Origin of the sequence: Williamsia sp. 1135 (genome assembly GCF_002095395.1) — a bacterium.
In the GTDB taxonomy this organism is placed as follows: Bacteria; Actinomycetota; Actinomycetes; order Mycobacteriales; family Mycobacteriaceae; genus Williamsia.
This window is the reverse complement of sequence record NZ_MJEI01000105.1, coordinates 1-24,903: the sequence shown is the minus strand read 5'-3', so window position 1 is coordinate 24,903 and position 24,903 is coordinate 1. Positions and strand designations below refer to the sequence as shown.

At 65.9% G+C, this 24,903-nt stretch carries 19 protein-coding genes; 7 read left to right on the top strand and 12 right to left on the bottom strand.

All coding sequences use genetic code 11. The features are described from left to right. Positions 1 to 3: 3 nt before the first annotated feature. A complete protein-coding gene (gene glmS, locus BFL43_RS23395) occupies positions 4 to 1,866 on the bottom strand; it encodes a glutamine--fructose-6-phosphate transaminase (isomerizing) (protein WP_084895306.1) in 1,863 nt (620 codons plus the stop codon). 397 nt (positions 1,867 to 2,263) lie between these two features. On the opposite strand from glmS, the gene BFL43_RS23390 reads away from it, so the two are divergent. The 3 genes from BFL43_RS23390 to BFL43_RS23380 all read left to right on the top strand — a co-directional run bounded on the left by BFL43_RS23390 (position 2,264) and on the right by BFL43_RS23380 (position 7,174). Then, the gene (locus BFL43_RS23390; protein WP_084895304.1) at positions 2,264 to 3,550 is read left to right on the top strand and encodes an alpha/beta hydrolase-fold protein; all 1,287 of its coding nucleotides are present in this window, start codon (positions 2,264 to 2,266) and stop codon (positions 3,548 to 3,550) included. A 106-nt stretch (positions 3,551 to 3,656) separates the two neighbouring features. Next, entirely contained in the window at positions 3,657 to 5,792 is a 2,136-nt protein-coding gene (locus BFL43_RS23385) for a DUF2156 domain-containing protein (protein WP_084895301.1), read from the top strand. A gap of 8 nt (positions 5,793 to 5,800) precedes the next feature. Further along, complete coding sequence (locus BFL43_RS23380) at positions 5,801 to 7,174, top strand: DUF2254 family protein (RefSeq protein WP_084895299.1); 1,374 nt, start codon at positions 5,801 to 5,803, stop codon at positions 7,172 to 7,174. Here the strand turns inward: BFL43_RS23380 and BFL43_RS23375 are convergent. Further along, positions 7,145 to 8,557 (bottom strand): alanine--tRNA ligase-related protein, encoded by a 1,413-nt coding sequence (locus BFL43_RS23375; protein ID WP_084895297.1) that lies wholly within the window; start codon positions 8,555 to 8,557, stop codon positions 7,145 to 7,147. The genes BFL43_RS23380 and BFL43_RS23375 overlap by 30 nt on opposite strands. Positions 8,558 to 8,677: 120 nt before the next feature. Here BFL43_RS23375 and BFL43_RS23370 point away from each other — a divergent pair, with 120 nt between their 5' ends. Then, entirely contained in the window at positions 8,678 to 9,532 is an 855-nt protein-coding gene (locus BFL43_RS23370) for a hypothetical protein (protein ID WP_084895295.1), read from the top strand. A 13-nt stretch (positions 9,533 to 9,545) separates the two neighbouring features. On the opposite strand, the gene BFL43_RS23365 is transcribed toward BFL43_RS23370, so the two are convergent. The 9 genes from BFL43_RS23365 to eccCa all read right to left on the bottom strand — a co-directional run bounded on the left by BFL43_RS23365 (position 9,546) and on the right by eccCa (position 20,440). Beyond that, positions 9,546 to 9,926, bottom strand: a complete 381-nt coding sequence (locus BFL43_RS23365) for a hypothetical protein (protein ID WP_084895293.1) — start codon at positions 9,924 to 9,926, stop codon at positions 9,546 to 9,548. After that, entirely contained in the window at positions 9,923 to 11,458 is a 1,536-nt protein-coding gene (locus tag BFL43_RS23360; protein ID WP_143695503.1) for a hypothetical protein, read from the bottom strand. Before BFL43_RS23360 ends, BFL43_RS23365 begins: the two co-directional genes overlap by 4 nt. Continuing rightward, positions 11,451 to 11,777, bottom strand: a complete 327-nt coding sequence (locus tag BFL43_RS23355; protein ID WP_084895289.1) for a type VII secretion target — start codon at positions 11,775 to 11,777, stop codon at positions 11,451 to 11,453. The genes BFL43_RS23360 and BFL43_RS23355 overlap by 8 nt, the downstream gene beginning before the upstream one ends. 84 nt (positions 11,778 to 11,861) lie before the next feature. Beyond that, positions 11,862 to 12,527, bottom strand: coding sequence for an HAD-IA family hydrolase (locus tag BFL43_RS23350; RefSeq protein ID WP_240498440.1), 666 nt, complete (start codon positions 12,525 to 12,527; stop codon positions 11,862 to 11,864). A gap of 31 nt (positions 12,528 to 12,558) precedes the next feature. Next, positions 12,559 to 13,896, bottom strand: a complete 1,338-nt coding sequence (gene glmM, locus BFL43_RS23345; RefSeq protein ID WP_084895285.1) for a phosphoglucosamine mutase — start codon at positions 13,894 to 13,896, stop codon at positions 12,559 to 12,561. A 151-nt stretch (positions 13,897 to 14,047) separates the two neighbouring features. Further along, a complete protein-coding gene (rpsI, locus tag BFL43_RS23340) occupies positions 14,048 to 14,593 on the bottom strand; it encodes a 30S ribosomal protein S9 (RefSeq protein WP_084895283.1) in 546 nt (181 codons plus the stop codon). After that, entirely contained in the window at positions 14,590 to 15,033 is a 444-nt protein-coding gene (gene rplM, locus BFL43_RS23335; RefSeq protein WP_084838382.1) for a 50S ribosomal protein L13, read from the bottom strand. Before rplM ends, rpsI begins: the two co-directional genes overlap by 4 nt. A 185-nt stretch (positions 15,034 to 15,218) precedes the next feature. Continuing rightward, complete coding sequence (locus BFL43_RS23330) at positions 15,219 to 16,430, bottom strand: type VII secretion-associated protein (RefSeq protein ID WP_143695500.1); 1,212 nt, start codon at positions 16,428 to 16,430, stop codon at positions 15,219 to 15,221. After that, positions 16,427 to 20,440 carry a type VII secretion protein EccCa gene (gene eccCa / locus BFL43_RS23325; RefSeq protein WP_240498439.1) on the bottom strand — a complete coding sequence of 1,338 codons (4,014 nt, stop codon included), beginning with the start codon at positions 20,438 to 20,440 and terminating at the stop codon, positions 16,427 to 16,429. Before eccCa ends, BFL43_RS23330 begins: the two co-directional genes overlap by 4 nt. 257 nt (positions 20,441 to 20,697) lie before the next feature. On the opposite strand from eccCa, the gene eccD reads away from it, so the two are divergent. Together eccD and mycP are read left to right on the top strand one after the other, a co-directional pair. Continuing rightward, positions 20,698 to 22,182, top strand: coding sequence for a type VII secretion integral membrane protein EccD (gene eccD / locus BFL43_RS23320; RefSeq protein ID WP_084895280.1), 1,485 nt, complete (start codon positions 20,698 to 20,700; stop codon positions 22,180 to 22,182). A 35-nt stretch (positions 22,183 to 22,217) separates the two neighbouring features. Next, positions 22,218 to 23,624 carry a type VII secretion-associated serine protease mycosin gene (gene mycP, locus BFL43_RS23315; protein WP_084895671.1) on the top strand — a complete coding sequence of 469 codons (1,407 nt, stop codon included), beginning with the start codon at positions 22,218 to 22,220 and terminating at the stop codon, positions 23,622 to 23,624. 24 nt (positions 23,625 to 23,648) lie between these two features. Here the strand turns inward: mycP and BFL43_RS23310 are convergent, their stop codons facing one another. After that, complete coding sequence (locus tag BFL43_RS23310; RefSeq protein WP_084895669.1) at positions 23,649 to 24,062, bottom strand: TIGR03667 family PPOX class F420-dependent oxidoreductase; 414 nt, start codon at positions 24,060 to 24,062, stop codon at positions 23,649 to 23,651. A gap of 138 nt (positions 24,063 to 24,200) precedes the next feature. Between BFL43_RS23310 and BFL43_RS23305 the strand changes: the two genes are divergently transcribed. Beyond that, positions 24,201 to 24,677 (top strand): hypothetical protein, encoded by a 477-nt coding sequence (locus tag BFL43_RS23305; RefSeq protein ID WP_084889796.1) that lies wholly within the window; start codon positions 24,201 to 24,203, stop codon positions 24,675 to 24,677. Positions 24,678 to 24,903: the final 226 nt, after the last annotated feature.

Below are 24,903 nucleotides of genomic sequence, written 5' to 3'. Positions count from 1 at the left end.
CCCTTATTCGACGGTGACGGACTTGGCCAGGTTTCGCGGTTTGTCCACGTCGTAACCCCTGGCCTGGGCGACCGCGGCGGCAAAGACCTGAAGTGGCACGGTGGACACCAGAGGCTGCAGCAGGGTGGGCACCTGCGGGATCCGGATCAGGTGGTCAGCGACGTCGAGCACCGTGTCGTCGCCGTCCTCGGCGATGACGATGGTTGTCGCACCACGTGCCTGGATCTCGCGGATGTTGCTGACCATCTTCGAATGCAGCACCGCTCTGCCGGTGGGCGACGGCATGACGATGATGACCGGGAGGTTGTCTTCGATCAGGGCGATGGGACCGTGCTTGAGCTCGCCCGCAGCGAATCCCTCGGCGTGCATGTATGCCAGTTCTTTGAGTTTGAGCGCACCCTCGAGTGCCACCGGGTAACCCACGTGTCGTCCCAGGAAGAGGACTGTGGGGCTGGCGCTCAGAGAGCGAGCCAATTCCCGAACCGGTTCGACCGTCTCGAGCACCTTCTCGACAGCGGCAGGCATTGACTCGAGGGCAGCGAACTCCCGGGCGACCTCGTCCGGGTACTTGGTTCCGCGCGCCTGCGCGAGTGCCAGCCCGACGAGGTATGTCGCGGTGATCTGCGCCAAGAAGCACTTCGTCGAGGCGACGCCGATCTCGGGCCCGGCGTGGGTGTAGAGCACCGCGTCGGACTCGCGCGGGATCTGGGCCCCGTTGGTGTTACAGATCGCCAGGACACGAGCCTTCTGCTCTTTCGCGTGCCGCACCGCCTCCAAGGTGTCCGCAGTCTCACCCGACTGCGAGATGGCGACGACCAGGGTCGAGCGATCGAGAACCGGGTCGCGATACCGGAACTCGCTGGCCAGTTCGACCTCGACGGGAAGCCTCGTCCAGTGCTCGATGGCGTACTTCGACAGTAGTCCGGCGTGATAGGCGGTGCCGCAGGCAACGACGAAGATCTTGTCGATGTCGCGCAGATCCTCATCGGTCAGGCGCTGCTCGTCGAGGATGATCCGCCCGTTCTCGAAGTGCCCGAGCAGGGTGTCGGCGAGCGCCTGCGGCTGCTCGGCGATCTCCTTGAGCATGAAGTAGTCGTAGCCACCCTTCTCGGCGGCGGCGAGGTCCCAGTCGATGTGGAAGGGCCTGCCGGGCTCGACATTGCCCGTGAAGTCCGTGATCTTGTAGGTATCGGCCGTGATCACCACCACCTGGTCTTGACCGAGCTCCACCGCTTCCCGGGTGTGTTCGATGAACGCGGCGACGTCCGACCCGACGAACATCTCGTTCTCCCCGACCCCGACGACCAGCGGTGTCGACCGCCGGGCGGCGACGATCGTGTCCGCGTGATCGGCGTGGGTGAAGACGAGCGTGAATGCGCCTTCGAGCCGGCCCAGCACTGCGTAGGCGCTGCCGACGAAGTCACCCGCGGTAGGGCCCGACGCGTACTGGAGGGCCATCAGATGGACCGCGACTTCTGTGTCGGTGTCGGAGCTGAACTCGATACCGGCCTGCTCGACGTCCCCGCGCAACGCGGCGAAGTTCTCGATGATCCCGTTGTGGACGACCGCGATCTTGCCGTCAATGCTGGTGTGAGGATGGGCATTGCGGTCGGTCGGACGACCGTGGGTGGCCCATCGGGTGTGTCCCATGCCGGTCGTACCGGCGAACGCGTCTCGGCCGAGGGTGGCGAGTTCCTTGTCCAGATTCTCGAGCCGCCCGGCCTTCTTCTCCACCGCGGTGTGTCCGGACCCGTCGAGAATTGCGACGCCGGCCGAGTCGTACCCGCGGTATTCCATCCGTCGCAGTGCCTCGACAACAATCTCGAGAGCATCGCGTTTGCCCACGTATCCGACGATTCCACACATAGTGCTACAGGGTACTTGCCGACTTCGGCAGGACAGAATCTCCAAACGTCTGCACGAAGTTCGTGATTCGAGATGACACGAAATGAAGTTGTGGGCTACAGTGAGCGAACTCTTGGAGTTCACGGGTGAGACCCCGCGGGAGTCGAGGGGGATGCGTCGGTTGGGACGCCATCGATACGTTCGATCCGTATGTCCTCCACCACTGGTGGTCAGTGATCCACCACCGTCGGCGTCAAACGTCCACCGAATTCCGGTGGACGTTTTTTGTGCGTCTCAGCCAGGTCACGGCATCGTCGGCAATTGCGCCATTTCCCTTCTGTAACCAGGTATTCCGCGCTGATAGCCGGTACCTTTTTCCTGCAGGCTCGTCGACGATCAAGGGCACCGAAGGACACCAATGAACTGGCTGTGGGAAACATCGGTGCTCGACGGCTGGGTGCCGTGGGCCATTCTCATCTTGGGAATCCTGGGACTGGCGTGGCTGGTCCTGCTGTTCCAGAAGGTGTACCTCCTGTACGTGGTCCCCCTTGCGGCTGTCGTGTCGATACTGCTGGTGGTCCTGGCCAAGTGGCTCATCGAAGACGTGTGGAAACTGTTCGCCGACCCGATACCGCTCAACTGCTACATCTGGGGCGGACTCGCAGTGTTCGCGATCCTCCTGCTCGTCCCCCGGCTGATCCGGGGTAGCGGCGTCTTCGGCCGGATCATCACGGTGCTGGCCACCGTCTTCGCCGTGACGATGGCTTTTTCGCAGATCAACGAGCATTTCAGCGAGTACCCGACGGTGGGGTCTGTGTTCGGGATCAACAACGTCAAGACGATCTCCCTCGAGGAGGCCCGCAACAACGACATCAAGACCGTCGAACTGAGTCAATGGAAGAAGCCGAGCAGTCTTCCCGCCGAGGGCGCCGTCATCACCGCCCCGATCCCCGGCGCGACCTCGAACTTCAACGCCCGGCCCGCCAAGATCTACCTGCCGCCCGCGTACTTCACCGAACCGCGGCCACTGCTTCCGGTCCTGGTCCTGATGGCCGGGCAGCCCGGCTCGCCAGAGGACTGGCTCGTCGGCGGTCGACTCACCCAGACCATGGATCAATATGCCGGCGCCAACGAGGGACTGTCCCCTATCGTGGTCGTCGCCGACGCCACCGGCGACGAACTCGCCAATCCGCTCTGTATGGACTCGAAACTCGGCAACGTGGCCACGTACCTCGCCAAGGACGTCCCGGACTGGACCAAGGCAAACCTGCAGGTCGACTTCGACCCCAAGGCCTGGGCGATCGGCGGGCTTTCCTACGGCGGCACGTGTTCGCTTCAGATGACCACCAACTACCCCGAGATCTACCCGACGTTCCTCGACATGTCCGGGCAGCTCGAGCCGACGCTCGGTGATCGCAAACGCACCGTCGACCAGGCCTTCGGGGGCGACTCGGCGAAGTTCACCGCCGTCAATCCGATGGACATCATGAAGACGAAGCAGTTCCCCGGAGTCGCAGGCGCGTTCGTCGTCGGTAAGGACGATGCCGAGTACCGGCCGGGCCTGACCCAGGTGTTCCAGGCAGCGCAGGCGGCAGGAATGGACGTTCATTTCGATACCGTTCCGGGCGGGCATTCGTTCGCCGTGTGGTCGGCTGGACTCAAACTCGAGATGCCATGGCTCGGCAAACGCCTGGGTTTGCCGTGAACTAGGCAATAATTCTGTTTACAAGCGACATTCCGCACACCGCTCGCATACTCACCCCGCACAGCGAGTCACGGCTCGCAGGTCCGGCAACGAACGAAAGGCGCCGATGAGCACGACCGACACCCCCAGCGAGGCACCCCCGTCCGAGCCGGCGGCGGCCCCATCGCCTCTCGCGAAGGTGTTCGGTGCCATCAGCTGGACCGCGCGCAAAGTACCGTTCACGACCACCGTCGTCGTGGCGATCATCGTCATCGGCATCGTCACCGGCGCCCTGTGGGAGACGGTCGGCGACAAGAGCTGGTTCAACGACATCGCGTACGGCTACCCACCGCTGACCGAGAGCAAATGGTGGACTCCCCTGTCGGGCATGTTGTTCAAGTCCAGTCCGCTCAGCTACCTCTTCATCACCCTTCTGTTCGCGATCGTCGTGGGCTGGAGTGAATGGCTCCTTGGCACGGTCAGGGTCGCGATCGTCACCATCGCGGGTCAGCTCATCGGTGTGCTCGGTGCCATCGCCTTCATCGCGATCTTCCGCCCGACGAGCTGGGCCTGGGTCGATCACCTCGCTGAGGTGCGCGACGTGGGTGTCACCACCGCCATCGTCGCCGCGATCGCCGCCGCCAGCGCCACCCTGAAGTCGCCTTGGCGCCTACGGGTCCGGGCAGTTCTCCTTGCCTACGTGGCCATCTCGTTCCTGTTCGAAGGCAAGCTGGCGGACGTGACCCACCTGATCGCGGTGGTGGTCATGCTGATCATCGGCGAGCGGTTCTTCAGCAAGAGCGAGTCCGGCGTCATGCCTCGTACGCGCCAGGAAATCCGGATGATCAGCTTCATCGGACTGGTTCTCATCGGAGTCGTCAACATCGCGGTCGCGGTGTTCCCAGGTGACGGGCCGTTCGGGCCGACGGACTCGAACGACAGCCTCAGCTGGGGTTCGATAGTCAGCGTCCTGATCGTATTGCTCATCGCCGACCAACTCCGCCGAGGCCGTAAATGGGCCTGGTGGGTCACCGTTGTCTACGGCCTGCTGTACATCGCCCTGCTGGTCCTGGTCCTCATTGCCGTGATCACCTCGAGTTTCGAAGGCAAGGGCGCCGTCACCGTCGGTACCGGGCTGCTCTGGATCGTCGAGCTGACCCTCTTGTTCGGTGGCCGCTATGCGTTCATGGTCCCGCTGAACAGCCGGAAAGCCATGGCGGGCATGGGTGGTTCGAATCCCGCAGAACAGGTCCGCAGCCTCCTGAAGAAGTACGGCGGCAGCACCATGAGCTGGATGATCACCTGGGAGAACAACCAGTACGCGTTCACCAAGGACGGCGAAGGTGTGATCGGCTACCAGCGTCCCGCCGGCACAGTTCTCGCGTTGGCCGATCCCGTCTGCGCACCCGAGAAACTCGAGGAGACCATTCGGGAGTTCACCGACATGGCCGAGAACAGCGCGCGAATCCCGTGCTGGTTCTCCGTCAGTGAGGCCACCGCCTCCATCGCCCGCGACATGGGCTGGCGAACCCTGCAAATCGCCGAGGACACGATCATCGACCTGCCGACGCTGGCCTTCAAAGGCAAACCCTGGCAAGACATCCGATCGGCTCTCAACCGGGCGAAGAAGGAGGGCATCACCTTCAGACTCACGACCTTGAAAGACGAACCCTTCGCAGTCGTGGCCCAGGTGCGGGCGATCTCCGAAGAGTGGGTGGGTGACAAGGGCCTACCTGAGATGGGCTTCACGCTCGGCAGTGTCGAGGAGGCCCTCGACCCCGAGGTCCGGGTGGCCCTGGCCATCGACGACACCGGGTCGGTGCACGGAGTGTTGTCGTGGCTGCCTGTCTTCGGTAGCGGAGACACCATGCGCGGCTGGACCCTCGACGTGATGCGACGCCGCGACGACGGCTTCCGGTCGTGCATCGAGTTCCTCATCGCCAGTTCCGCTCTCGCGTTCAAAGCCGAGGGCGCCGAGATCCTCTCGTTGTCGGGGGCACCGCTCGCACGGGCCGAGGACGACACCAGCGAGGTGGTGGCGATGGACCGGATGCTCGACATGATGGGTGCGGCAATGGAGCCGTTCTACGGCTTCCGGTCGTTGCACGCGTTCAAGATGAAGTTCCAGCCTCGCTACGAACCGGTGTACATGTGCTTCCGGGACGAGGGTGACCTACCGCGCATCGGAGTCGCGCTCACCCGTGCCTACCTGCCGAACGCCACGCCCGGTCAGATGATCAAACTCGCGACCACCAGGGAATAGCCGCAGCGATGCGGGCGGTCGCCGATCTCGGCAGGCTCATCACCGACTGGGCGCGGTGGCGCCGGACCAAGCGCCGGCTGGGCTCTGTACGGATCTGGCGACTGCCCGTGATGCTGATCTTCCTCGCCGTGGTGATGACCGGTGTCTTCGGCGCCATCGACAACGCGACAGAGTCCGAGACCGTGGACACCGGAACCATGGCCACGCTGCTCAGCGCTATCGCGGGCGGGATGATCACCCTGACCGGTCTCGTCTTCACCGCCACCACCCTGGCGATGCAATTCGGTGCGACCCAGGTCTCGGTGCGGGTGGTCCCTGTCCTGCAGCAGGATCCGATCATGCGATGGTCCAACGGACTCTTCCTGGCGACGTTCGTCTACTCGCTGATCGTCGCCTCCGACATGGCGTCGGAGGACAACCGGGCACCGATCGCGTCGGGTGCGTTCGCGCTCTTCCTCGCGGTGGCGAGCGCGATCATGTTCGTGGTGCTGGTCAGCAAGGTCGGCCGAATCCTCAATTCCACCAGGTTGCTTCGCTGGATCGCTGATGAAGGGCACAGGACGATCAAGCGGACGTTCATCGACGCGTCCTCGGATCCGACCGCCGGAGCCGTCGCGGCGCCGGCCCCCTACGGGACGATCGATCCCGACGCCCCGATGACCCTTGTGCGGCTGCGGCGGCTGCCGAGCAAGGGCCGCGTACTCGTGGCCATCAATTTGCCGCAGTTGCAGCGGCTCGGGACGCGTTGGGGCGTGCAACTCGACGTCTTGCCCCGCATCGGTGACTTCGTCGCCTACGAGGCTCCGTTGTTCGCGGTGTATGGGGACTCGGACGACCTGAGCGAGATCAGGCAGCGGCAGCTCCTGGCGACCATGTGTTTCGGCGACGCCCACCGGCCGGCGGTCAGTCCCTCTGCGGCACTGCAGGCCATCGTGGACGTCGCCCTCAAAGCCCTGTCCCCCGCCATCAACGACCCGGGCCGCGCCGTCCAGGCCATCGACCACCTCGAAGACCTGCTGCTTCTCCTCGCCCCGCGGGTACGCAACGACCGGACCCTGGAGGTGTTGTCGCGGGTGCACGGCTACCGGCGGACCTGGAACGACTACGTGTCCCTCGCCACCGACGAGATCCGGCACTTCAGCACCAATACGACGCAGGTCCAGCGCAGGCTGCGGGCGCTCTTGCTGACGCTTCAGGCCAGCACACCACCGGCGCAGCATCCTCCATTGGTCGAGCGGCTCGCCGCCCTCGACCAGCAGGTCCGGGCGGAGTGGAAGACCGACCTCGACATCCGCCTCGCCAGCGTCGCCGACCCACAGGGCCTGGGGTCGGAGTCGGGCAGCCAGTCGCCGTCAGTCGGCGGTGGCCCCGAGCTTCGTTGAGGCTTGCGAACGAGCACGCTGTGCCTCGATCTCCGCATCGAACTCCGCCCGCCAATTCACGGTCATCGGCAGCCCACGGGTCACGGCCTCCTCGGCAGACAACTCGACCGGGAACCCGAAGGTGTCGGACAATTTGAACAGATCCTTGCCGGTCACCGTCTCACCGGTCTTGCCGAGCCGCTTGAGTTCGCGCAGACCCTTGCCGAGAGTGCGACGGAATGACCGCTCCTCCTTCTCCAGCACCTCGATCACGTTCTCGCGGCGCTCGGCGACCTCCGGGTAGGCGTCGGTGTATAGGTCCGCGACCACCGGCACGAGCTGCGTCAGCAGCTTGTCCTGGACGCCGAGTTGGTGAGCGAACCGGATCGCTCGACGCACCAGCCGACGCATCACGTATCCCTGTTCCTTGTTCGACGGCACCACGCCGTCCACCGCGAGAAAGACCGCGCCACGGATGTGGTCGGCGATGACCCGCATCGCCACGGTGTTGTCGTCGTACCCGACCCCGGACAGTTCCTCGATCTTCTGCACGATCGGCCACAGCAGACTGATCCGGTACACATCAGGACTGTCGATCGACGCGGCCGCGATCCGTTCGAGGCCACCGCCGTAATCGACGTTGAGCTTGGGCAATTCGGCGAAGCCCTCCACCGTCTTGGCGTATTGCATGAAGACCGAGTTGCCGATCTCCATGTACTGCCCACCGTCGGAGTTCTGATGTGGGTACTTCCCGAACGCGGTGTCGTGCTCGACCTGCGGGAAGTAGTAGAAGACCTCGCTGTCGGGTCCGCCGGGATCGCCGACCGGCATCGTCTCCGGTCCACCGGACCGCGACCACCAGTTCTTGTCGCTGTAGTACGCGATCCGCGCGCCCTGATTACCGACCTCGTTGCCGTGTTCTTCGGTCAGCAGCACCACCCGGTCGGCGGAAACCCCCGCCTTGGTGAACAATTCGGTCCAGATGTCGGCACTCTCGTCATCGCGCGGGATCCCGTTCTCGGGGTCACCCGAGAACACGGTCACATAGATGCGATTCGGGTCGAGACCGACGATCTCGGTGAGGAAGTGCCAGAACAGCGGAATCTGCTCACTCTTGAAGTAGTCGCCGAGACTCCAGTTCCCGAGCATCTCGAAGAACGTGGTGTGCCGATTGTCGCCCACCTCTTCGATGTCCTGCGACCTCAGGCACGTCTGCGAGTCCGCAAGTCGCTTCCCCGCGGGATGTTCGGCGCCGAGCAGATACTTGAGCAGTGGCTGCATTCCGCTGCCTGTGAACAGCGTGGTCGGGTCGTCTTTGGGCACAAGCGGTGCGCGGGGAATCACGGTGTGGCCGCGTTCGGTCATCAACGTGAGATAGGCACTGCGGATCTCATTGGCATCCATGCGGTTTACTCTGCCAAGTTCGCGCCCCGAATGCGCGGTGAATGGCGTGGTCCGTCAAAATACCCCTGCAGCGGGCCGGGGGTGCTGCCGGTCGGAGGCACGATCCCCTAGAGTCAGATCGTGGCCAACCCCAAGAAGCTCCTTTCGCAGCTGTCCAAGACCGGACCGCACAAGGTTCTGCGCGGCGACATGGCGATCGTCGGCTTACCCGGCACCCTCTATGCCCCCGCCGAGGGGAAAGACCTCCCGGGAATCGCCTTCGGTCACGGCTGGCTCACCGGTGCCAAGCAGTACTACAAGACCCTGGCGCACCTGGCGTCGTGGGGCATCGTCGCCGCGGCTCCGACCACCGAAAAGGGCATGCTGGCGTCGGATCAGGGGCTGGCTGCCGACCTCGAGACGACGTTGTCGGTGATCAGCGAGGTCCGGCTGGGTGCAGGCGATATCACCGTGCACAAGCATCGACTGGGTCTGGCCGGCCACGGTTTCGGCGCGTCGGCCGCGACTCTCGCGGCCGCCCGGAGCGATCGGGCCAAAGCACTTGCCGCACTCTTTCCGGCCCCGACGAGCAGCGCGGTCCTGCCTGCTGCGCGCGAGGTCACAGTGCCGGCTCTGATCGTCGTCGCGCCAGGCGAACTCGAGTCGATGACGTCCAACGCACTCGCCCTGCGGCGTGCGCTCGGCGCCGATCACACGGTGCTCCGGATGGCACCGCGGACCGAGAACCGGGGTCTGGCCGAAGGTTTCAGTGTGCGGTCCAAGCTCGGCGCCGGCGGCAACGACAGGAAGACCCAGAAGATCAGCAGAGGCGTCCTCACCGGATTCCTGCTCCACCAGCTCACCGAGGACAGCACGTACGCCGCGTTCAGCGACCCGGACGCCGGCCTCGGCAAACTCTTGACCGTCGACCCCGACGCGCTTCCGCCAGGCACAGAAGACCTGATCGATCCACTGACCCGACTGCTCCGGAAGTAGGTTCTCCGAGAGCTCAGCGGTCGGTGAGCCAGCCGCTCGAGAACGAGAAGTCCATCGTCCCGTCCTGCTTACCAACATCGCGGTGAGGCGGCCGCGGTTCCTCGGCAACGGGGACCGCTGTGGGCGACGAGACGGCCGCGGGCACCGGGGCCGCACCCGGCGCACCAGGGGCCGGTGTGTGTGGACTGAGGTCGATGTCGTCGGCAGGCAACAGGATTGCACCCCGCGCCGCCATCGCTGCGCGGGTACTCCCGCGGCGATGGTCGGCGTTTTCGGCTGCGATCCGTAGTCGTTCTTCGAGAGCGCGTTGTTGGTCTCGGTAGGTGCGCACCGCAGACTCGGTCTCTGTCCGTGCGCGTTCGGCGATCGAGTCGAAGAGATCCGCGATACTCATTGGTCACCTGCCAGGGCGAGAAGACCTTCGTCGCCCTGTGCGGGCGGGCCCTGGTCGGTGGCCTGCGGCGCGACCTGGGTGCTCGGCTCCGGTAGTCGCGCCGGGTGTGGAGTCGGGATCGACCCGCCGGGAGCCGTTCCAGGAGTCACCGGCACCGGGCAGGTCTCGGTTCCGGGCTCTGGCGCAAGTGGTGAGTTCTGCCTCTCGCTCGGCTCGTCGGTCGTGCCGCTCTCGGCCGGGCCGACCGCAAGGGGGTGACCGGACTCTTCCGGCTCATCCGCGCACTCTTGATCTGCGTCGTCGGGGGACGTTCCACCGCCACCAACGGTCAGGCTCAAGGAACGGTCATCGTCTCCGAGCTCGAGTTCGAGAGTCTTCTCCCCCGGAGCCGGCGGCGCCCCGTCCGGGAGCCCGGGGACCTGCGGAACTCCAGCGGATCCGGCGCCTGGCTGCTCTGGTTGAGCTTCGGACTGCACTGCAATCAGGGCATCGACGACACCGACCACTGCCCCTGCCACCACCTGGCTGACTGCTCCGACAAGCGGGCCCAGCACCCCGGTGAGCTCGGGGAGCTCGGTGCCACCCGATGGCGCAACCGACGGTGCGGTGAATTGACCTGCGACAGAACCCGACCCCGCCGCGACCACCGTCCCGACACGGGGATCGGCCGCCGGCACAGCGGGAGTCGCCGGCGGCCCGCTCGCCGACTCAGCCGGCGTACCCGTACCCGTACCCGAGCTCGATCCAGCCGACCCTCCAGATCCGCCGGGACTGCCCGGAACCGTAGGGCTGTCTGCACAGACCGGACCGGGGCCGACCGCGGTGCCGGGGGCGGCAGCAGGAGGGCATTGCCTCGGCTGACCGCACGGATATTCGGTGATGTTGATGCCCTGTAGGCCGGTGCAGACTCCGGAAAGGATGGCCTCCACCGCCTGATCGCAGGTGTTGACCGAAGAGGTGAACAGGTTGACCGCCGCGGTGATCGCCGCGCGTAGTTCCTCTCGCGGAGCGGTTGCCAGCGATTCGACGATGCCTGTCCACGCGCTGATCGGCATACCGAGCAGGATCTTCGCGTCAATGGTTCCGATAGCAGTGAACTTGGCAACCCGCGATATGTCGATACAGTCGGCGGCCACGAGTAATCCGGTCGCGAGCTCCCCCAGCGACGTGAGGTCAGCGTCAGCGCGGGGTAGGTGCGCCAAGAGCCGCTGGCGGGCAGCGGTTCCCGACCCGTCGGGCCAGCAGTCGACCAAGGGCGCATCCTGCTCGTGCTGGTAGGCGACCTGGGCGGAGGCAGTGGTGTGTACTTTCTGGAGGATCCGCCCATCTGCACGCAGCCGATGGGTGTTGATGTCCTCCGTCTCGGAGAATCGCGACAAGAACGTGTCGAATGCCGGGAAGGCGTCGATCCCCAGCCGCCCGGCCAGCGGAGCAACGTTGTCGAAGAAGCACACGCTCGCCCTGGCGACCTCGCGCGCGGCCATCAGCTCTTCGTCGAGAGCACTCGCCGCCGGCGCCGGAGGGTTACCCATCGACGCGACCCGGATCGCCACCGACGAACGTGGCCGCGGCCGCGTTCGACGAGTCCTGGCCCGCCAGGGTGTCTGCGGCCGCAGTCAGCGCATCACCGAACGTTCGGGACGAGCCCACGAGTGCGTTCACCGACTGGGTCACCGCGAGAATGCCTGCGGCGTAGTCCATCGCGTGGGTGCCGTACCGATTCCCCATGTGCGCGCCGAAGTCGCAGTCCACGAGCTCCGTCGCGGCGACGTGCACCGACGCCGCTGTTTGCCCGAAAACACTGCCCAGTGTTCGCAACGCCTCTGGGTCCACCCTGGTCTGCTCAGTCATCTCGCCCTCCCGTGGATCAGACGCAGCGCCGGCCGGGCCGGTTCCATACCCCCGCCAGAATGATCCCGAACAGCCTGTTCCACTTCAGTCGAGCAGGTGCGCCACGGCATCGAGCAGGGCGCGGGGACGCTGCGGCACGGGTACCGGCTGGACCAACGTGAAGTCGCATCCCACGCGGCGGGCGCCACCATCCGCCTCTTCGCTGTCCCCCACCATCAGTGCGCCCGGACCCGCAACGCCGAGGCTCCGCAGGGCGGAGGCGAAGATGACCGGGTCCGGTTTGGTGATGCCGACCTCGTACGAGAGTGTGAACGTGTCGACGAGCCCGCCCATGTCATGGACCTCGAAGACGTCTCGGAGATCGAATGCGATGTTGCTGACCACGCCGACACCGATGCCCGCAGACCGCAGCGCGCGCAGACACCGGGCAGTATCGGGATACGGCTCCCACGACTGCGGATCGATGACCCGCTCGTAGAGTGATTCCGCATGCCCGGGCAAGGTGAGGCCCGAGCCCCGCAGGACCGCGAGATAAGCCTGTCGATGCAGCGCAGGGTCGAGGTCCCGGCGCTGCCAGGCGTATCGGCCTTCGTCGTCGAGGTCGACGGGAATCCCCACCGGTGCCGTCATCCGGCGGATCAGCTCGGCCTGCGTGTGCCCCTGTATCGGATTGCCGGACCCATCGCGCAGGTGCGTGAACCACTCGGCGCGTTCAGTGAACCGGAAAAGTGTTCCCGAGAAGTCGAACAAAACGGCAGAATGTGCCGCGGCAGTGGACAATTCAGGCAGCCTCGACGGCCGCAGCGATCCTCGCGGCCACCGACTGCGCCTGCTCTGCGGTCGCGGCCTCGACCATCACCCGCACCAATTGCTCTGTGCCGGAGGGACGGAGCAAGACACGGCCCGTGGCGCCCAGTTCCGTCTCCGCGTCGGCCACGGCCGCTTGTACGGATTCCGCTGCTGCCACCACATTCTTGTCGGCCACACGGACGTTGATCAGCACCTGCGGCAGGGCGTTCATGATCGACGCCAACTCCGCCAACGACTTTCCACTACTTGCCATCCGGCCCATGAGGGCCAGGCCGGTGAGGATACCGTCGCCGGTGGTGCCGTGCGATGGGATGACCACGTGGCCCGATTGTTCTCCGCCCAGGGAGAAGCCACCTTTCCGGAGTTCCTCGAGCACGTAGCGGTCGCCGACCGCGGTGGTGCGCACGGTGATTCCCGCGGCGGTCATCGCCAAGTGCAGGCCCAGGTTGCTCATCACGGTGGCGACCAGGGTGTCGTCCTTGAGGCTGCCCGCATCCTTCATCGCGCTGGCGAGCACGGCCATGATCGCGTCGCCATCGACGACGGCACCGGAAGCATCGACGGCGAGGCACCGGTCGGCGTCACCGTCGTGGGCCAGACCGAGATCGGCTCCGTAGTCGAGCACCGCGGCACGCACGTGATCCAAATGTGTTGAGCCACAGTCGAGGTTGATGTTCTCGCCATCGGGTTCGGCACTGAGTGCGATGACCGTGGCGCCGGCACTGCGGTACGCCCGCGGCGCCGCGGTGTACGCCGCACCGTGGGCACAGTCGACGACCACCGTCACGGGCTTGAGGTTCACGTCGACGATGCCGGACAGGTGATCGAGATAGGCGTCGATGCCGTCGGCGGCGTCGCGAACACGTCCGACGGCGGCACCGGTCGGTCGCACGACCGCAGCCCCCGCGGCCGCCTCGATCGCATCTTCTGCAGCATCGGAGAGTTTGTGACCACCCGCAGCGAAGAACTTGATCCCGTTGTCGGGCATGGGGTTGTGGGACGCAGAGATCATCACACCGAATGCGGCGTCATAGAAATCGGTCAAGTAGGCGACGGCCGGCGTCGGGACGACCCCGACACGTACGGCGTCGACACCGGCAGCGGTCAACCCCGCGCACACTGCGGCGTCCAGCATTTCACCAGACGCCCTCGTGTCGCGGCCGACCACGGCGACCGGCCGCGTGCGGCCATCATGACCGCCCACCGGGAGTACCCGAGCAGCGGCCTCGGCCAGCGACAACGCCAACTCCGGCGTCAGGTCGGCGTTGGCCAAGCCGCGGACTCCATCGGTTCCAAACAGTCGCCCCATCGACCATCCCTTTCTTCGAGATCTTCACGCGTTCGAGCCGGTCGACCCGCACCCTGATATGTCCTTCAACGCAACAGGCAGGCGTCCAGTGAATCCTGAACGCCTGCCTGTGCCCAAGACCGCCTTGGTGCTCGCGGGTCCTGTAGAGAAATCAGCGCTTGCTGTACTGCGAAGCCTTACGGGCCTTCTTCAGGCCGTACTTCTTGCGCTCCACCGCACGCGGGTCACGGGTGAGGAAGCCGGCCTTTTTCAGGGCCGGACGATCGTCGGGAGTGACCTCGATCAACGCGCGGGCGATGGCCAGACGCAGGGCGCCCGCCTGACCCGACGGGCCGCCACCATGCAGTTTGGCAGCGATGTCGAACGTGTCGCTCCGCTCCACCGTGACAAACGGGGCCTTGATCAGCTGCTGGTGCACCTTGTTGGGGAAGTACTCCTCGAGGGTGCGGCCGTTGAGCGTGAACCCGCCGGTACCCGGAGACATCCGGACGCGGACGACAGCCTCTTTACGGCGGCCGACGGTCTGGATCGGGCGATCGAATTCGACCGGTGCGCGGGTGGCGGCAGGCTCTGCGTCGACGCTGTCGTCGACCGAGTAGTCGTCGGCACCGAACTCGGCAACAACTTCTTCGGCCACAACTTCTTCGGCGGCCACGTCAGTCTGATCGGACACGTTCTGCTCCTCCGGCGCCGTCACTGGGCAACCTGGGTGATCTCGAAGGGGACGGGCTGCTGAGCCACGTGGGGATGATTCGGACCGGCGTACACCTTGAGCTTGGATGCCATGGCGTTTCCGAGCTTGGTCTTCGGGAGCATCCCGATGATCGCCTTCTCGACGAGGCGTTCCGGATGCGTCGCGATGGTCTCACCGACAGTGCGGGACTTCAGGCCGCCCGGATGACCGGAGTGACGGTAGAGCAATTTGTCGTCGCGCTTGTTTCCGCTGACGGCAACCTTCTCGGCGTTGATGATGACGACGAAGTCGCCGCCATCCATGTGGGGTGCGTAGGTCGGCTTGTGCTTCCCGCGCAGGAGCGTTGCACTCTGCACGGCGAGGCGGCCGAGCACCACGTCGGTGGCATCGATGACATGCCACGTACGGGTGATGTCACCGGCCTTCGGGGTGTATGTAGGCACAGATAGTCCTCTGTCTGATCGGATGGAGCTGGTCGGGCACGCGGCAGAGGTTGTTCCTGGCGACCAGTGGGGACCCAGGCCTCGACTACACCGATTTCAGGCGGTCGCGTACCAACCGACAACAGTACCGGCCAGGCACACAGCGGGTCAAAACGCCCACGACCTGCAGTGCTGGGGCGCGGAGATCATCGATCGGCGATACGCGCCGAACCGACCGCCATGATGCACTGCTCGTCGATGGTCTCCCCTGCCGATCCGGCCTGACAACCCACGCTGACCTGCAGTCCGGCCGCCACTACGAGATACCAGCGGATGGCTCCGCCGGACACCGGCACCTCGCGATAGCTGATCACCTCCCGGCCCGCGTAACGGGTGCTGGCGGAGAATTCCTGCACCACGTCGTCGCCGCGCTGATCGATGCGGTTGCGCAGGCTGCCGGCCACCGACGACAGCGTCGAGGTGCTGCGGACCGCGTTCTGGAGCAGGATGATGCGCCGATCATCCTCCGGGGCGGCGAAGGTTGTGCGCGATACGACCCCCTCGGCGGCCGGTTCGCTGCTCTGCCGCCAATCCCCTGGCACCGCCAGCGAGACGCGGCCGACCTGCGCCTGCCGATCGACCACGGCTGCCTGCGGCTGGGGTCCGTCTCGCACGACGACGACGGCGATCACCACGGCGACGGCCGCAACGACGGTGAGTGCTGCGGCCACCAACATCGGTCTGCGCCGGGATGCCCCCGCAGGTGACGGTGATCCGACGTCCGTGAGGGGAGCCGGTACCGCGGTGGCGCCCCCGTACCGGTGGACCAGAGCGCGGCGCACGCACGCCACCCGGCCGACCACGGTCTCGTGCTCGATGCGGTTGCGGACGGATTCGACCGCACCGGATTCGGCCCCGTCGACCAGGATCGCCTCGACCCCGTTGTCTGCCAGTTCCGCCACCAGCTCGGCGTAGGTCTGATCGGTGGCAACCGTTGTCGACGCGATCCGCCAGTCACCACCGCCGCGCCGGACCTCGTGGATGTCGATGCGGCCGGCAACCTCGATGACGAGAGCCCGCTGAGCCGTGGCGTCCAGATGCGAGCGCGCGATGACCACGGCACGCGGGACCAACTCCACCTCGCGGCCCGCCACCGTGGCGGCTTGCCGCAACACAGAGATCCGGGTGGTCCCCCACGTACTGGGGTGGGCGACGGTGACGTCATCGATACCGGACAGCGCCCGGTCGAACAGCCGCCTCCACGCCTGCACCGAATGCAATCGTTCACCGTCGACGACGACCGTCGAGGCGTTGATCGCGGCCACCAGCGTGCCCACCTGTTGCTGCGGACGTCCGCCGACCTCCAGATGGTCATAAGCCACGTCGGCCACCGCCGCGCGCATCGGTGGCGCGTTCACAGCGGCGACATGTGGGCGACCTGGATCATCTCCTGCGGACGCGAACGGGACACCAACTCCCCGCGTCCCGGGACCAACTTCTGCAGGCGGACCCTCCCGAGCAGATACCCCTCGTCCCGATCTCCGCTCATCAGGAGACCATCACAGGAGAGATCTTTGAGTCGGCCGATGATCGGGTCGAACAGGGCCCGCCCTGCACCCCCCGAGCGACGCGCGACGATGAGATGCAGGCCGATGTCGCGGGCCTGGGCCAAGAGATCGAGCAACGGCGCCAAAGGATTCCCGCTTCCCGTGGCCACCATGTCGTAGTCGTCGACGACGATGTAGACGTCCGGACCCGACCACCATCTGCGGTCGCGGAGCTGTTGCTGGGTGACGTCCGGGCCCGGCAGGCGCGCAGTGAAATAAGCTGCGAGCTCGGTGACCATCGGCGTCAGGGTCTGAGCGGACGTGGCATATCCCGCCAGGTGATCGGTCTCGATCACACCGAGCATCGTGCGCCGGTAGTCGACGAGGACAACCTTCGTCTCGGCCGGAGAGGAGTTCTCGATCAATCCGGCGACGATGTTTCGGAGCAGGTTCGTCTTGCCGTGCTCCACGTCGGCGAACACCAGGAAGTGCGGCTGGGTCCGGAAGTCGAGGATGACCGGCGCGAGTTCGGCCTCACCGACACCGATCGCGACCTCGCCCGGTGCCAGCGTGATGTCGGCGTCGCGTAGGCGCGTGTGCACCTCGGACCTCTCGAGGTGGGAGGTCAACTTGCGGACGGCCATCGCCGCACGCCCGGGATACAGGGCCGAGATGGCCGCGACCGTGCTCGCCAGCGCGGCACTCAGGGTATCGAGACCGGTTTCCGAGTCGGTTCGGGGCAGTGCGACGAGCATGTGTAGCTGCTGCGCCGTGAGACCACGACCGGGACGGCCTTCGGGTACCAGGCCGGCGACCTTGCGACCCATCTCCGAATCGAGCGGATCCCCCAGTCGCAGTTCGAGTCTGCTGCCGATCAGATCCTTGATTGCCGGGCGGACCTCAGCCCACCGCGCCGCCGTGAGGATGACGTGGACTCCGTACGAAAGCCCCTGCGCCACAATCGTGTTGATCTGGGACTCCAGAAACTCGAACTCGCCACGGATGGCCGCGTACCCGTCGACAACGAGGAAGAGATCGCCGAAAACATCGTCGGAGAGAACGGAATCGCCGGCCCGGCGGCGCGAACGGAAGTCCCGCATGGACTCGATACCGGCATCGGCGAAACGCAACTCGCGCGAGCGGATCAGGGTCGTCACCTCCGCTACGGTCCGCCGCACGGCATCCATGTCCGATCGCCCCGCCACGGATCCGACGTGCGGCAGTCCGGCGATCCCGGCCAGGCTGCCGCCGCCGAAATCGAGGCAGTAGAACTGGACCTGTTCCGGCGTATGGGTGGCTGCGGCACCGAGGATCAGGGTCCGCACCGCGTTCGACTTACCCGATTGAGGTCCGCCGACGATGGCGACGTTGCCCCTCGACCCGGACACGTCCACGGTCAGGATGTCGCGACGCTGGTCGTAGGGTCGGTCGACGATCCCCAACGGGAACTCGAGGCGACCGACCTGCGGACTGCGCCAGTGCGGGACCAGCATGTCGATCGTCGGCGGCTGATCCAGTGGGGGCAACCACACCTCGTGCGCGGCGGGACCTTGCCCGGCCATGCGGTCGAGCACGGTGTCGAGCAGGGTCCGCACCGCGGGTCCCGAGACGGGCTCGGGCACGGGCACGGGCTCAGGCTCGTGCGAGACCGGAATCTCTGGTTCGACAACCGGATCCACGGGTATGCGGTCGGCGGTGAACATCTTCAGCCGGCCGGCCCCCGCCATCGAGGGGAGCAATTCGAGTCCGAGCCCGGTCGGCGGGGTGTAGGGACCCGAGACGTAACACGTGTTGAACCTGATGGGTTCTGCAGAATCACACTTGAGATATCCCGAGCCCGGGACATTCGGCAGGTGGTACGCATCCGGCACACCGAGGACCGAACGGGACTCGTTGGCAGAGAACGTCTTGAGGCCGATTCGATACGACAGGTGACTGTCGAGCCCGCGCATCTTTCCCTCTTCGAGTCGTTGCGAGGCGAGCAGCAGATGAATGTGCAGGGATCGTCCCAGTCGACCGATTGCGACGAAGAGATCGGCGAAGTCCGGCTTTTGCGCCAGCAGTTCGGAGAATTCATCGACGACGATGAACAGCGCCGGCAACGGCTCGAGCGGTGCACCCGACGCACGGGCCCGCTCGTAGTCGCCGACGTTTGCGAAATTCCCGGCCGCTCGCAGGACTTCCTGCCGCCGATTCATCTCGCCGGAGAGCGCGTCGCGCATGCGGTCGACCATCGACAGCTCTTCTTCGAGGTTCGTGATGACCGCCGCCACGTGCGGTGCCGAGTCGAGACCCAGAAAGGTTGCGCCGCCTTTGAAGTCGACCAGCACCAGGTTCAGCGCTTCCGGCGAGTGGGAGGCGAGCATCGACAGCACCAGGGTCCGGAGGAACTCCGACTTACCCGACCCGGTGGCACCGATGCACAGACCGTGCGGCCCCATCCCACCTTCGGCCGCTTCTTTGATGTCGATCTCCACCGGGGTACCGCTGGCCGAATAACCGATGGGTACCCGCAGCCGCATCCGGGCGCTGCGCGGCGCCCACGCGGTATGCGGATCGAGCCGGGTCGCATCGGCGATGCCGAGCAGGTTCATCAAACCTGGATCCGACGGTGCGGCCTCCTGTTCGAGGTTCACCAATTGGGCCGCGGTGGCGAGACGATAGCGGGCCATCGCCCTGGCGAACGCTTCGGCCTCAGCGACCCCGAGCGAGTCCATGTCGGCGAACTCCTCGACCCCGAAAGCGCTGCGCGCCCCGATCTTTCCCTCTCGCACCACCAGCTGCAGTCCTCGGCGCACGGCCAGACCATCGGTGGGCGCGGAGAGATCGAGAATGCACACCGCCTCCATGCCGGCGTCGCCGACGATACGTTCGTCACCGGAGACGAATCCGTCATCGATGACCACGACGAGCTGCGCCCGCGCTGCGCTCGGAGGCGCCGAGCGGGAAAAGCGGCCTCGCTCGAGCAGGTCGACGGCGAGGTCGTCCTCGAGGTCCGCCAGCGACCGGTAGACCATCCGGGCCGAACCCATACCGTCCCGCTCGTACGGATGCTGAAGATGCGGTAACCACTTGCACCAATCCCATGCCTCGGCGCCGGGGTCGGCGGTGACCACGGCGATCAGCAACTGATCGGGCCCGTGGAAAGCGCAGAGCTCCAGCACCATCGACCGGGCGAGCTGCCTGGTTTCTTGGCGTGCCCCTTCGATGTTGATCGCCGGGAATCCCCTCAGGGACACTGCGGTGGGCAACCCGTGGACCACCGAGTGTGTCCGGACGAACCGGCGCAGCGCCACCGCGGACACCGGTTCGATGTCCTCGAGTGGCCCTGTCTCCGGTGGCATCAGGCGCGTCGCGAGCCGCTGCGACCCGACCCCGACGCGGACGTGGCCGAAGTCGCTGTCGCCGCGTCGCCGCTCCCACATGCGCCGTCCGCCCACCACCGCCAGCAACGCGGCCGGTTCGGGGTGACTCCATTCGAGGGCCTCGCGCTGCGCGGCGCCGGTCTCGTGCACCTCGTCACGGACCTGGCACAGGTAGCGGAAGTAGTCTTTGCGCTCTTCGTTCAACTCGGCCGCGCGTTTGCCCCCGCCACGGTTCCCGGCGCCCGCGTACATGCCGAACATCGACATGAGCATCATCATCGGGAACATCATGAACAGCGGATTCGACAGCATGTTGCGTCCGCCGGTCACGAACATCATCGAGATCATGCCGACCACGGCGAACACCATCACCACGGGCATCATCTTCATCAGCAAACTGCCGGGCACCACCCGAGGCACATCCGGCGGCACCTGGATGTTGACCTCGCCGCCGGGCGCACGTGGTACCGGGACCCGCGCTCGCCGCACGAATCCCTCGGTCGTCCCTGTCGTCACCGAAACATCATGGTTGTACGAACCCCACCCCTGAACCGAATAAATCCCCTGGCCGCACATCATCCACCATGGGCCGGTGCGGGGCACCTCGAAGGGTGCCGTTTATCCACAGGAGACGAAGCGGAGCGGAGCTCGACCAGAGGGCAGGAGACGAAGCGGAGCGGAGCTCGACCGGAGAGAAGATCGTCTCTCGTCGCCGGGTGTCCGAGGGATTCGCTATTGTTTCGAAATCTGGTGGGGATCTCTTGGGGGGAATCATGACCGCTGCTGACCTTTTGGCGGAGTTGGACGCCGCTGCCGCTGCCGAACCTGCGCTGGCGCGGGTGTCGGTCATCGGTGGCACGACGCAGTTCGACGTCGGGCTACCCGCCGCGGTGCCGGTGGCCGCCCTGATCCCGGACCTGGTGTCCCTGATCAGTTCGCGGACGCCGAATGTCGAGGACACCGAGGCCCGGCCGATGCCCATTCGCGATCACTGGACGCTGGCGCGGGTCGGCCGCGAGCCCATCGCGCCCGGCCGGACATTGTCCGAGGCGGGGGTGCGGGACGGGGATCTGCTGATCCTGCGCTCGGTTCCCGCGCGTGAGACCGCGGTGCTCTTCGACGATGTGATCGATGCCGTCGCGCGACTCGGCGAGGCCCAGTTCGCCAGTTGGAGTGCGTTCGCCGCCCGGGTGATGGGCTATGTGGTGGCCGTAGCGGCATCCGTCCTGTTCGCTGTGGCGCTGTTGCGCGAGCGAAGCGAACACGAGAGTTGGTGGCCGCTGGCCATCGCAGTGCTCGTGACCCTCGCTTACGTGGTCGCCGGAGCCGTGATCGGTCGGTACTACCTCGATCGCACCACGGCTGCGATCAGCTCACTGTGTGCGGTCCCCTGTGCCCTCGCGACGGGAATGATGCTGCCGCCAGGCCCTTTCGGGGCGCCTCACCTCACGCTGGCGTGCGCGGTCGCCGTGGTCGTCGCCGCGATGTCGTACCGGATCTCGACCGCAGGGCCCCTCGTGCACGCCGCGGTGATCACGGCTGCCCTGTTCGGCGCCGGCGCGGGTGCGGTACAGATGCTGTGGTCGCCGGGCTCCGCCGGAATCGGGGCGCTGTTGTGCGCATTCGCGATTCTCGCCACTTCTTTCGCGTCGCGGATCACCATCCTGTTGGCGCGACTACCGCTGCCGCCGGTGCCCACGGCAGGCGCTGCGATCGATCCGGCGGACTCCGCGCCGCGTCCGGCAATCGAGGGCATCGGGGCCATCGGGGCCATGGCGCTTCCCTCCGCAGCCGCCCTCGAACAGCGCACGCGAACGGCCGGCCGATACCTCACCGGGCTCATCATCGGCACCTCCACGGCCGCCGTGGCCGGGATGGCGCTCGTCGCATACCCGACTCCTGACTTCAGTTGGCGCGGCACGGTGTTCGCGACCATCATTGCGATCGTGCTCTGCCTGCGGGGCCGGTCTCACACTGATCTTGCCCAGGCGTCTGTGCTCATCGGAGCCGGTGCATTCGGGTGGGCGGTGGTCTGCGTCGAGACGGCTTTCGGACCCGGCGAGCACACCGTCCTGGCCGCCGTCGCCCTCGGTGGGACATCGGTGGTCGCGCTGGTGTGCGGCGTCCTTGCACCGCACTCTGACTTTTCACCCGTGATGCGCCGGATGGTCGAGATCTTCGAGTATCTGCTGATCGCGGCGATCGTCCCGCTGTTGTTCTGGATTCTCGGCCTCTATGCAGCGGTCCGCGACCTGTGATGAGCCGGCACCACGCCGGCGGCCGGGCAGGATCGATGCATTCACGCATCGTTCGAGTGACAGTGGTCGTCGCGACAGCCGCGCTGTCGGCACTTCCTGCGCTACCGGCCGCCGCGATCCCGCCACCGGTCGTCGACATCGCGGCACTGGTCCGGGACGCGCCTGTCGCACCGCCTGAGCCCACGGAACAGAAGATGCTGTGTGCCAGGCCCATTCTGGCCCCTGGCACGGACATCACCGAACCATCGGCCGCGCAGACGATGATGCGACTCCCCGAAGCGTGGCGTTTCAGCCGCGGCGGCGGGCAGCGGGTCGCGGTCATCGATACGGGCGTCACGAGGCATCCACGATTGCCACGCATCACCGCGGGCGGCGACTATGTCTCACGTTCCGATGGAACCGACGACTGCGACGGTCACGGCACGCTGGTGGCCGGGATCATCGGCGCCCAGCCCGCGCCGGGCGACGCCTTCGCCGGCGTGGCACCCGAGTCTTCGATCATCGCCATCAGGCAGTCCAGCGCGGCATTCGAACCGAAGGACCGCATGCGCGCCGGGGACCCAGGCGACAATCCCAGCGTGGGAAGCGGTTACGGGACTGTGCAGACACTGGCATACGCGATCGTGCGTGCGGTTGGCCTGGGAGCCACGATCATCAACATCTCCGAGGTGGCCTGCGGACCGTCCGGGTCGAATCTGTTCGACAAGCAACTCGGTGCCGCGGTGAAGTACGCCTTCGACCGCAATGTCGTGGTCGTCGCCGCCGCGGGCAATCTGATCGCCAACTCCCAGTGTTCGCAACAGAATCCATCCCCGAATCCCGCTGATCCGGGTCTGAACGGTTGGGACACGGTCACCACGATCGCGAGCCCGGCCTGGTATGCGCCCTACGTGCTCAGCGTGGCGGCGGTCGAATCCGAAGGCGGTTCGCCCGCAGACTTCAGCCTGGCCGGTCCCTGGGTCGGCGTTGCCGCGCCGGGCACCTCGATCCTGAGTCTCGACAGCACCCGCGGCTCGAACCGGTTGGTGAACGCCCAGGAGGGCGCGCAGGGTCTGGTGAGTGTCGACGGGACCAGCTTCGCCGCCCCGTACGTTGCCGGCGTGGTGGCGCTCGTCCGTGCGAAGTTCCCCGACCTCGACGCGGGAGAGGTCATCGAGCGAATCACCCGTACCGCTCATGCCCCGGGCATCGGAAGGGACAACACGGTGGGCCACGGAGTGATCGACCCGGTGGCTGCCCTCACCTACGAGATCCCCGACACCGAATCCGACTGGACTGTGCCGCAACCTATCTCGGCGCCAGCGGTGCCACCGCCCGCAGACCACCGACCACAGGCCATCGCATTGATCGGCGTCGGGGTGTGCGCGGTGTTGCTTGCGGCAGGATGGGCGGTGTCGATGCCGGCCCGTCGGCTACGCCGTCTCGATCCCGACGAATACTGATCACGGCGAACCTGATTGGATCGCTCACCAACCCCGGACACGTTGAGGGGTGACCCGGATCAACGTCGAGTATTTGGCACGGAACTTTTCCGGGGTGTAGTCCATACCGGACATTGCCTCCCGGTACTTGCTCACATACGCATCCCATTCAGCACCCGTAGGGCCAGTCGGGTCTTCGTCGGCGTCACCGGTGAGCACCGCCACGTCACCACCTCCGCTGGTGCAGTTGAAGTTGACCGTCACCCCGCCGCGCGCGATGTTCGCGAGCTTGGGCGTCCGGGGTTCGCTGAAGATCAGAAACTGCTCTCCAGACCACAGGAACCACACCGGGGTCGGAACCAGTGTCTGCGATGCGTTGATGGTGGTGAGCCAGACGACGTCCTCGGAGTCGAGACGCTCACGTTGTCGCGGGGTCAGTGCCAGAGCTGAAGGTGTCATGTTCGTCACAACACCGCCGAAGCGGGTGATTCTTCCCCGTCGTCCACCCGAATCTGCACCGCCCACCGGTGGTACCCTCCCTGCCACCCTGGTTGTAAGACAGCAGGAGTGGTAGGGGTGGTGGGGATGGAGTGTGACATGGATTTGTTGAGTACCCCGATCGATATCCCGATTGGACGGTCAGCGAAAGGGCGCCGTTCGTTCCCGATTGCGTTCCGGATTGCGTTCTTGCAGCGCTGGGATCTTGCGGTGCAGCGCGGCGCGAAAACCCAGTTGATGCGCGAGTACAACTTGACCAGGGCGACCGTGCGAGAGTGGTTAGAGGCCCGCGAGTCCGGTGCGTTCAGTGACTCGATGGTCGCTGCCGCCGCCAAGACGAGGGACCGCATGGACAGTCAAGACCGCGCTGAGCTGGCCCGGTTGCGCGCCAAAGTCGCCCGGTTGGAGAAGAAGAACGACCAGTCCGAGGCGGCGTTGGAGATCATGGGAAAAGCCTTCGAGCTCTTGGACGGGATCACCAAGAGCTCGACCCAGGACGAGGGTCCGCAGATCCCACCAGCTTTGATGAGCGCCGAGCAGTACCAGGCCTGGCTCAAGCGACATCATCTGTCCTGATCGAGCTGGTCACCGCACTGACCGCCCATACCTGGATTGGGGTCACAGCGGCGTGTGATCTGACCGGCGTGGCCCGCTCGACCTACTACCGGATCACCCGGGGATACAAGCACTACACGCCCGTTGAAGACCCGACCCCGCAGTCTCAGAGGTTTCAGCCGGCGGCGTTGGCCACCGAGGAACAAGAGGCCGTTCTGGAGATTTTGAATCGGGAGGATTACTCGGA

What these genes read in the sequence shown, in the direction of transcription:
- glmM (WP_084895285.1), bottom strand. Translation starts at nt 13,896, where the DNA reads ATGGGGCGACTGTTTGGAACCGATGGAGTCCGCGGCTTGGCCAACGCC.
- BFL43_RS23380 (WP_084895299.1), top strand. Translation starts at nt 5,801, where the DNA reads ATGCGGGCGGTCGCCGATCTCGGCAGGCTCATCACCGACTGGGCGCGG.
- BFL43_RS23305 (WP_084889796.1), top strand. Translation starts at nt 24,201, where the DNA reads ATGGATTTGTTGAGTACCCCGATCGATATCCCGATTGGACGGTCAGCG.
- BFL43_RS23365 (WP_084895293.1), bottom strand. Translation starts at nt 9,926, where the DNA reads ATGAGTATCGCGGATCTCTTCGACTCGATCGCCGAACGCGCACGGACA.
- BFL43_RS23310 (WP_084895669.1), bottom strand. Translation starts at nt 24,062, where the DNA reads ATGACACCTTCAGCTCTGGCACTGACCCCGCGACAACGTGAGCGTCTC.
- eccD (WP_084895280.1), top strand. Translation starts at nt 20,698, where the DNA reads ATGACCGCTGCTGACCTTTTGGCGGAGTTGGACGCCGCTGCCGCTGCC.
- BFL43_RS23375 (WP_084895297.1), bottom strand. Translation starts at nt 8,557, where the DNA reads ATGGATGCCAATGAGATCCGCAGTGCCTATCTCACGTTGATGACCGAA.
- mycP (WP_084895671.1), top strand. Translation starts at nt 22,218, where the DNA reads ATGCATTCACGCATCGTTCGAGTGACAGTGGTCGTCGCGACAGCCGCG.
- BFL43_RS23385 (WP_084895301.1), top strand. Translation starts at nt 3,657, where the DNA reads ATGAGCACGACCGACACCCCCAGCGAGGCACCCCCGTCCGAGCCGGCG.
- glmS (WP_084895306.1), bottom strand. Translation starts at nt 1,866, where the DNA reads ATGTGTGGAATCGTCGGATACGTGGGCAAACGCGATGCTCTCGAGATT.
- BFL43_RS23355 (WP_084895289.1), bottom strand. Translation starts at nt 11,777, where the DNA reads ATGACTGAGCAGACCAGGGTGGACCCAGAGGCGTTGCGAACACTGGGC.
- BFL43_RS23360 (WP_143695503.1), bottom strand. Translation starts at nt 11,458, where the DNA reads ATGGGTAACCCTCCGGCGCCGGCGGCGAGTGCTCTCGACGAAGAGCTG.
- BFL43_RS23390 (WP_084895304.1), top strand. Translation starts at nt 2,264, where the DNA reads ATGAACTGGCTGTGGGAAACATCGGTGCTCGACGGCTGGGTGCCGTGG.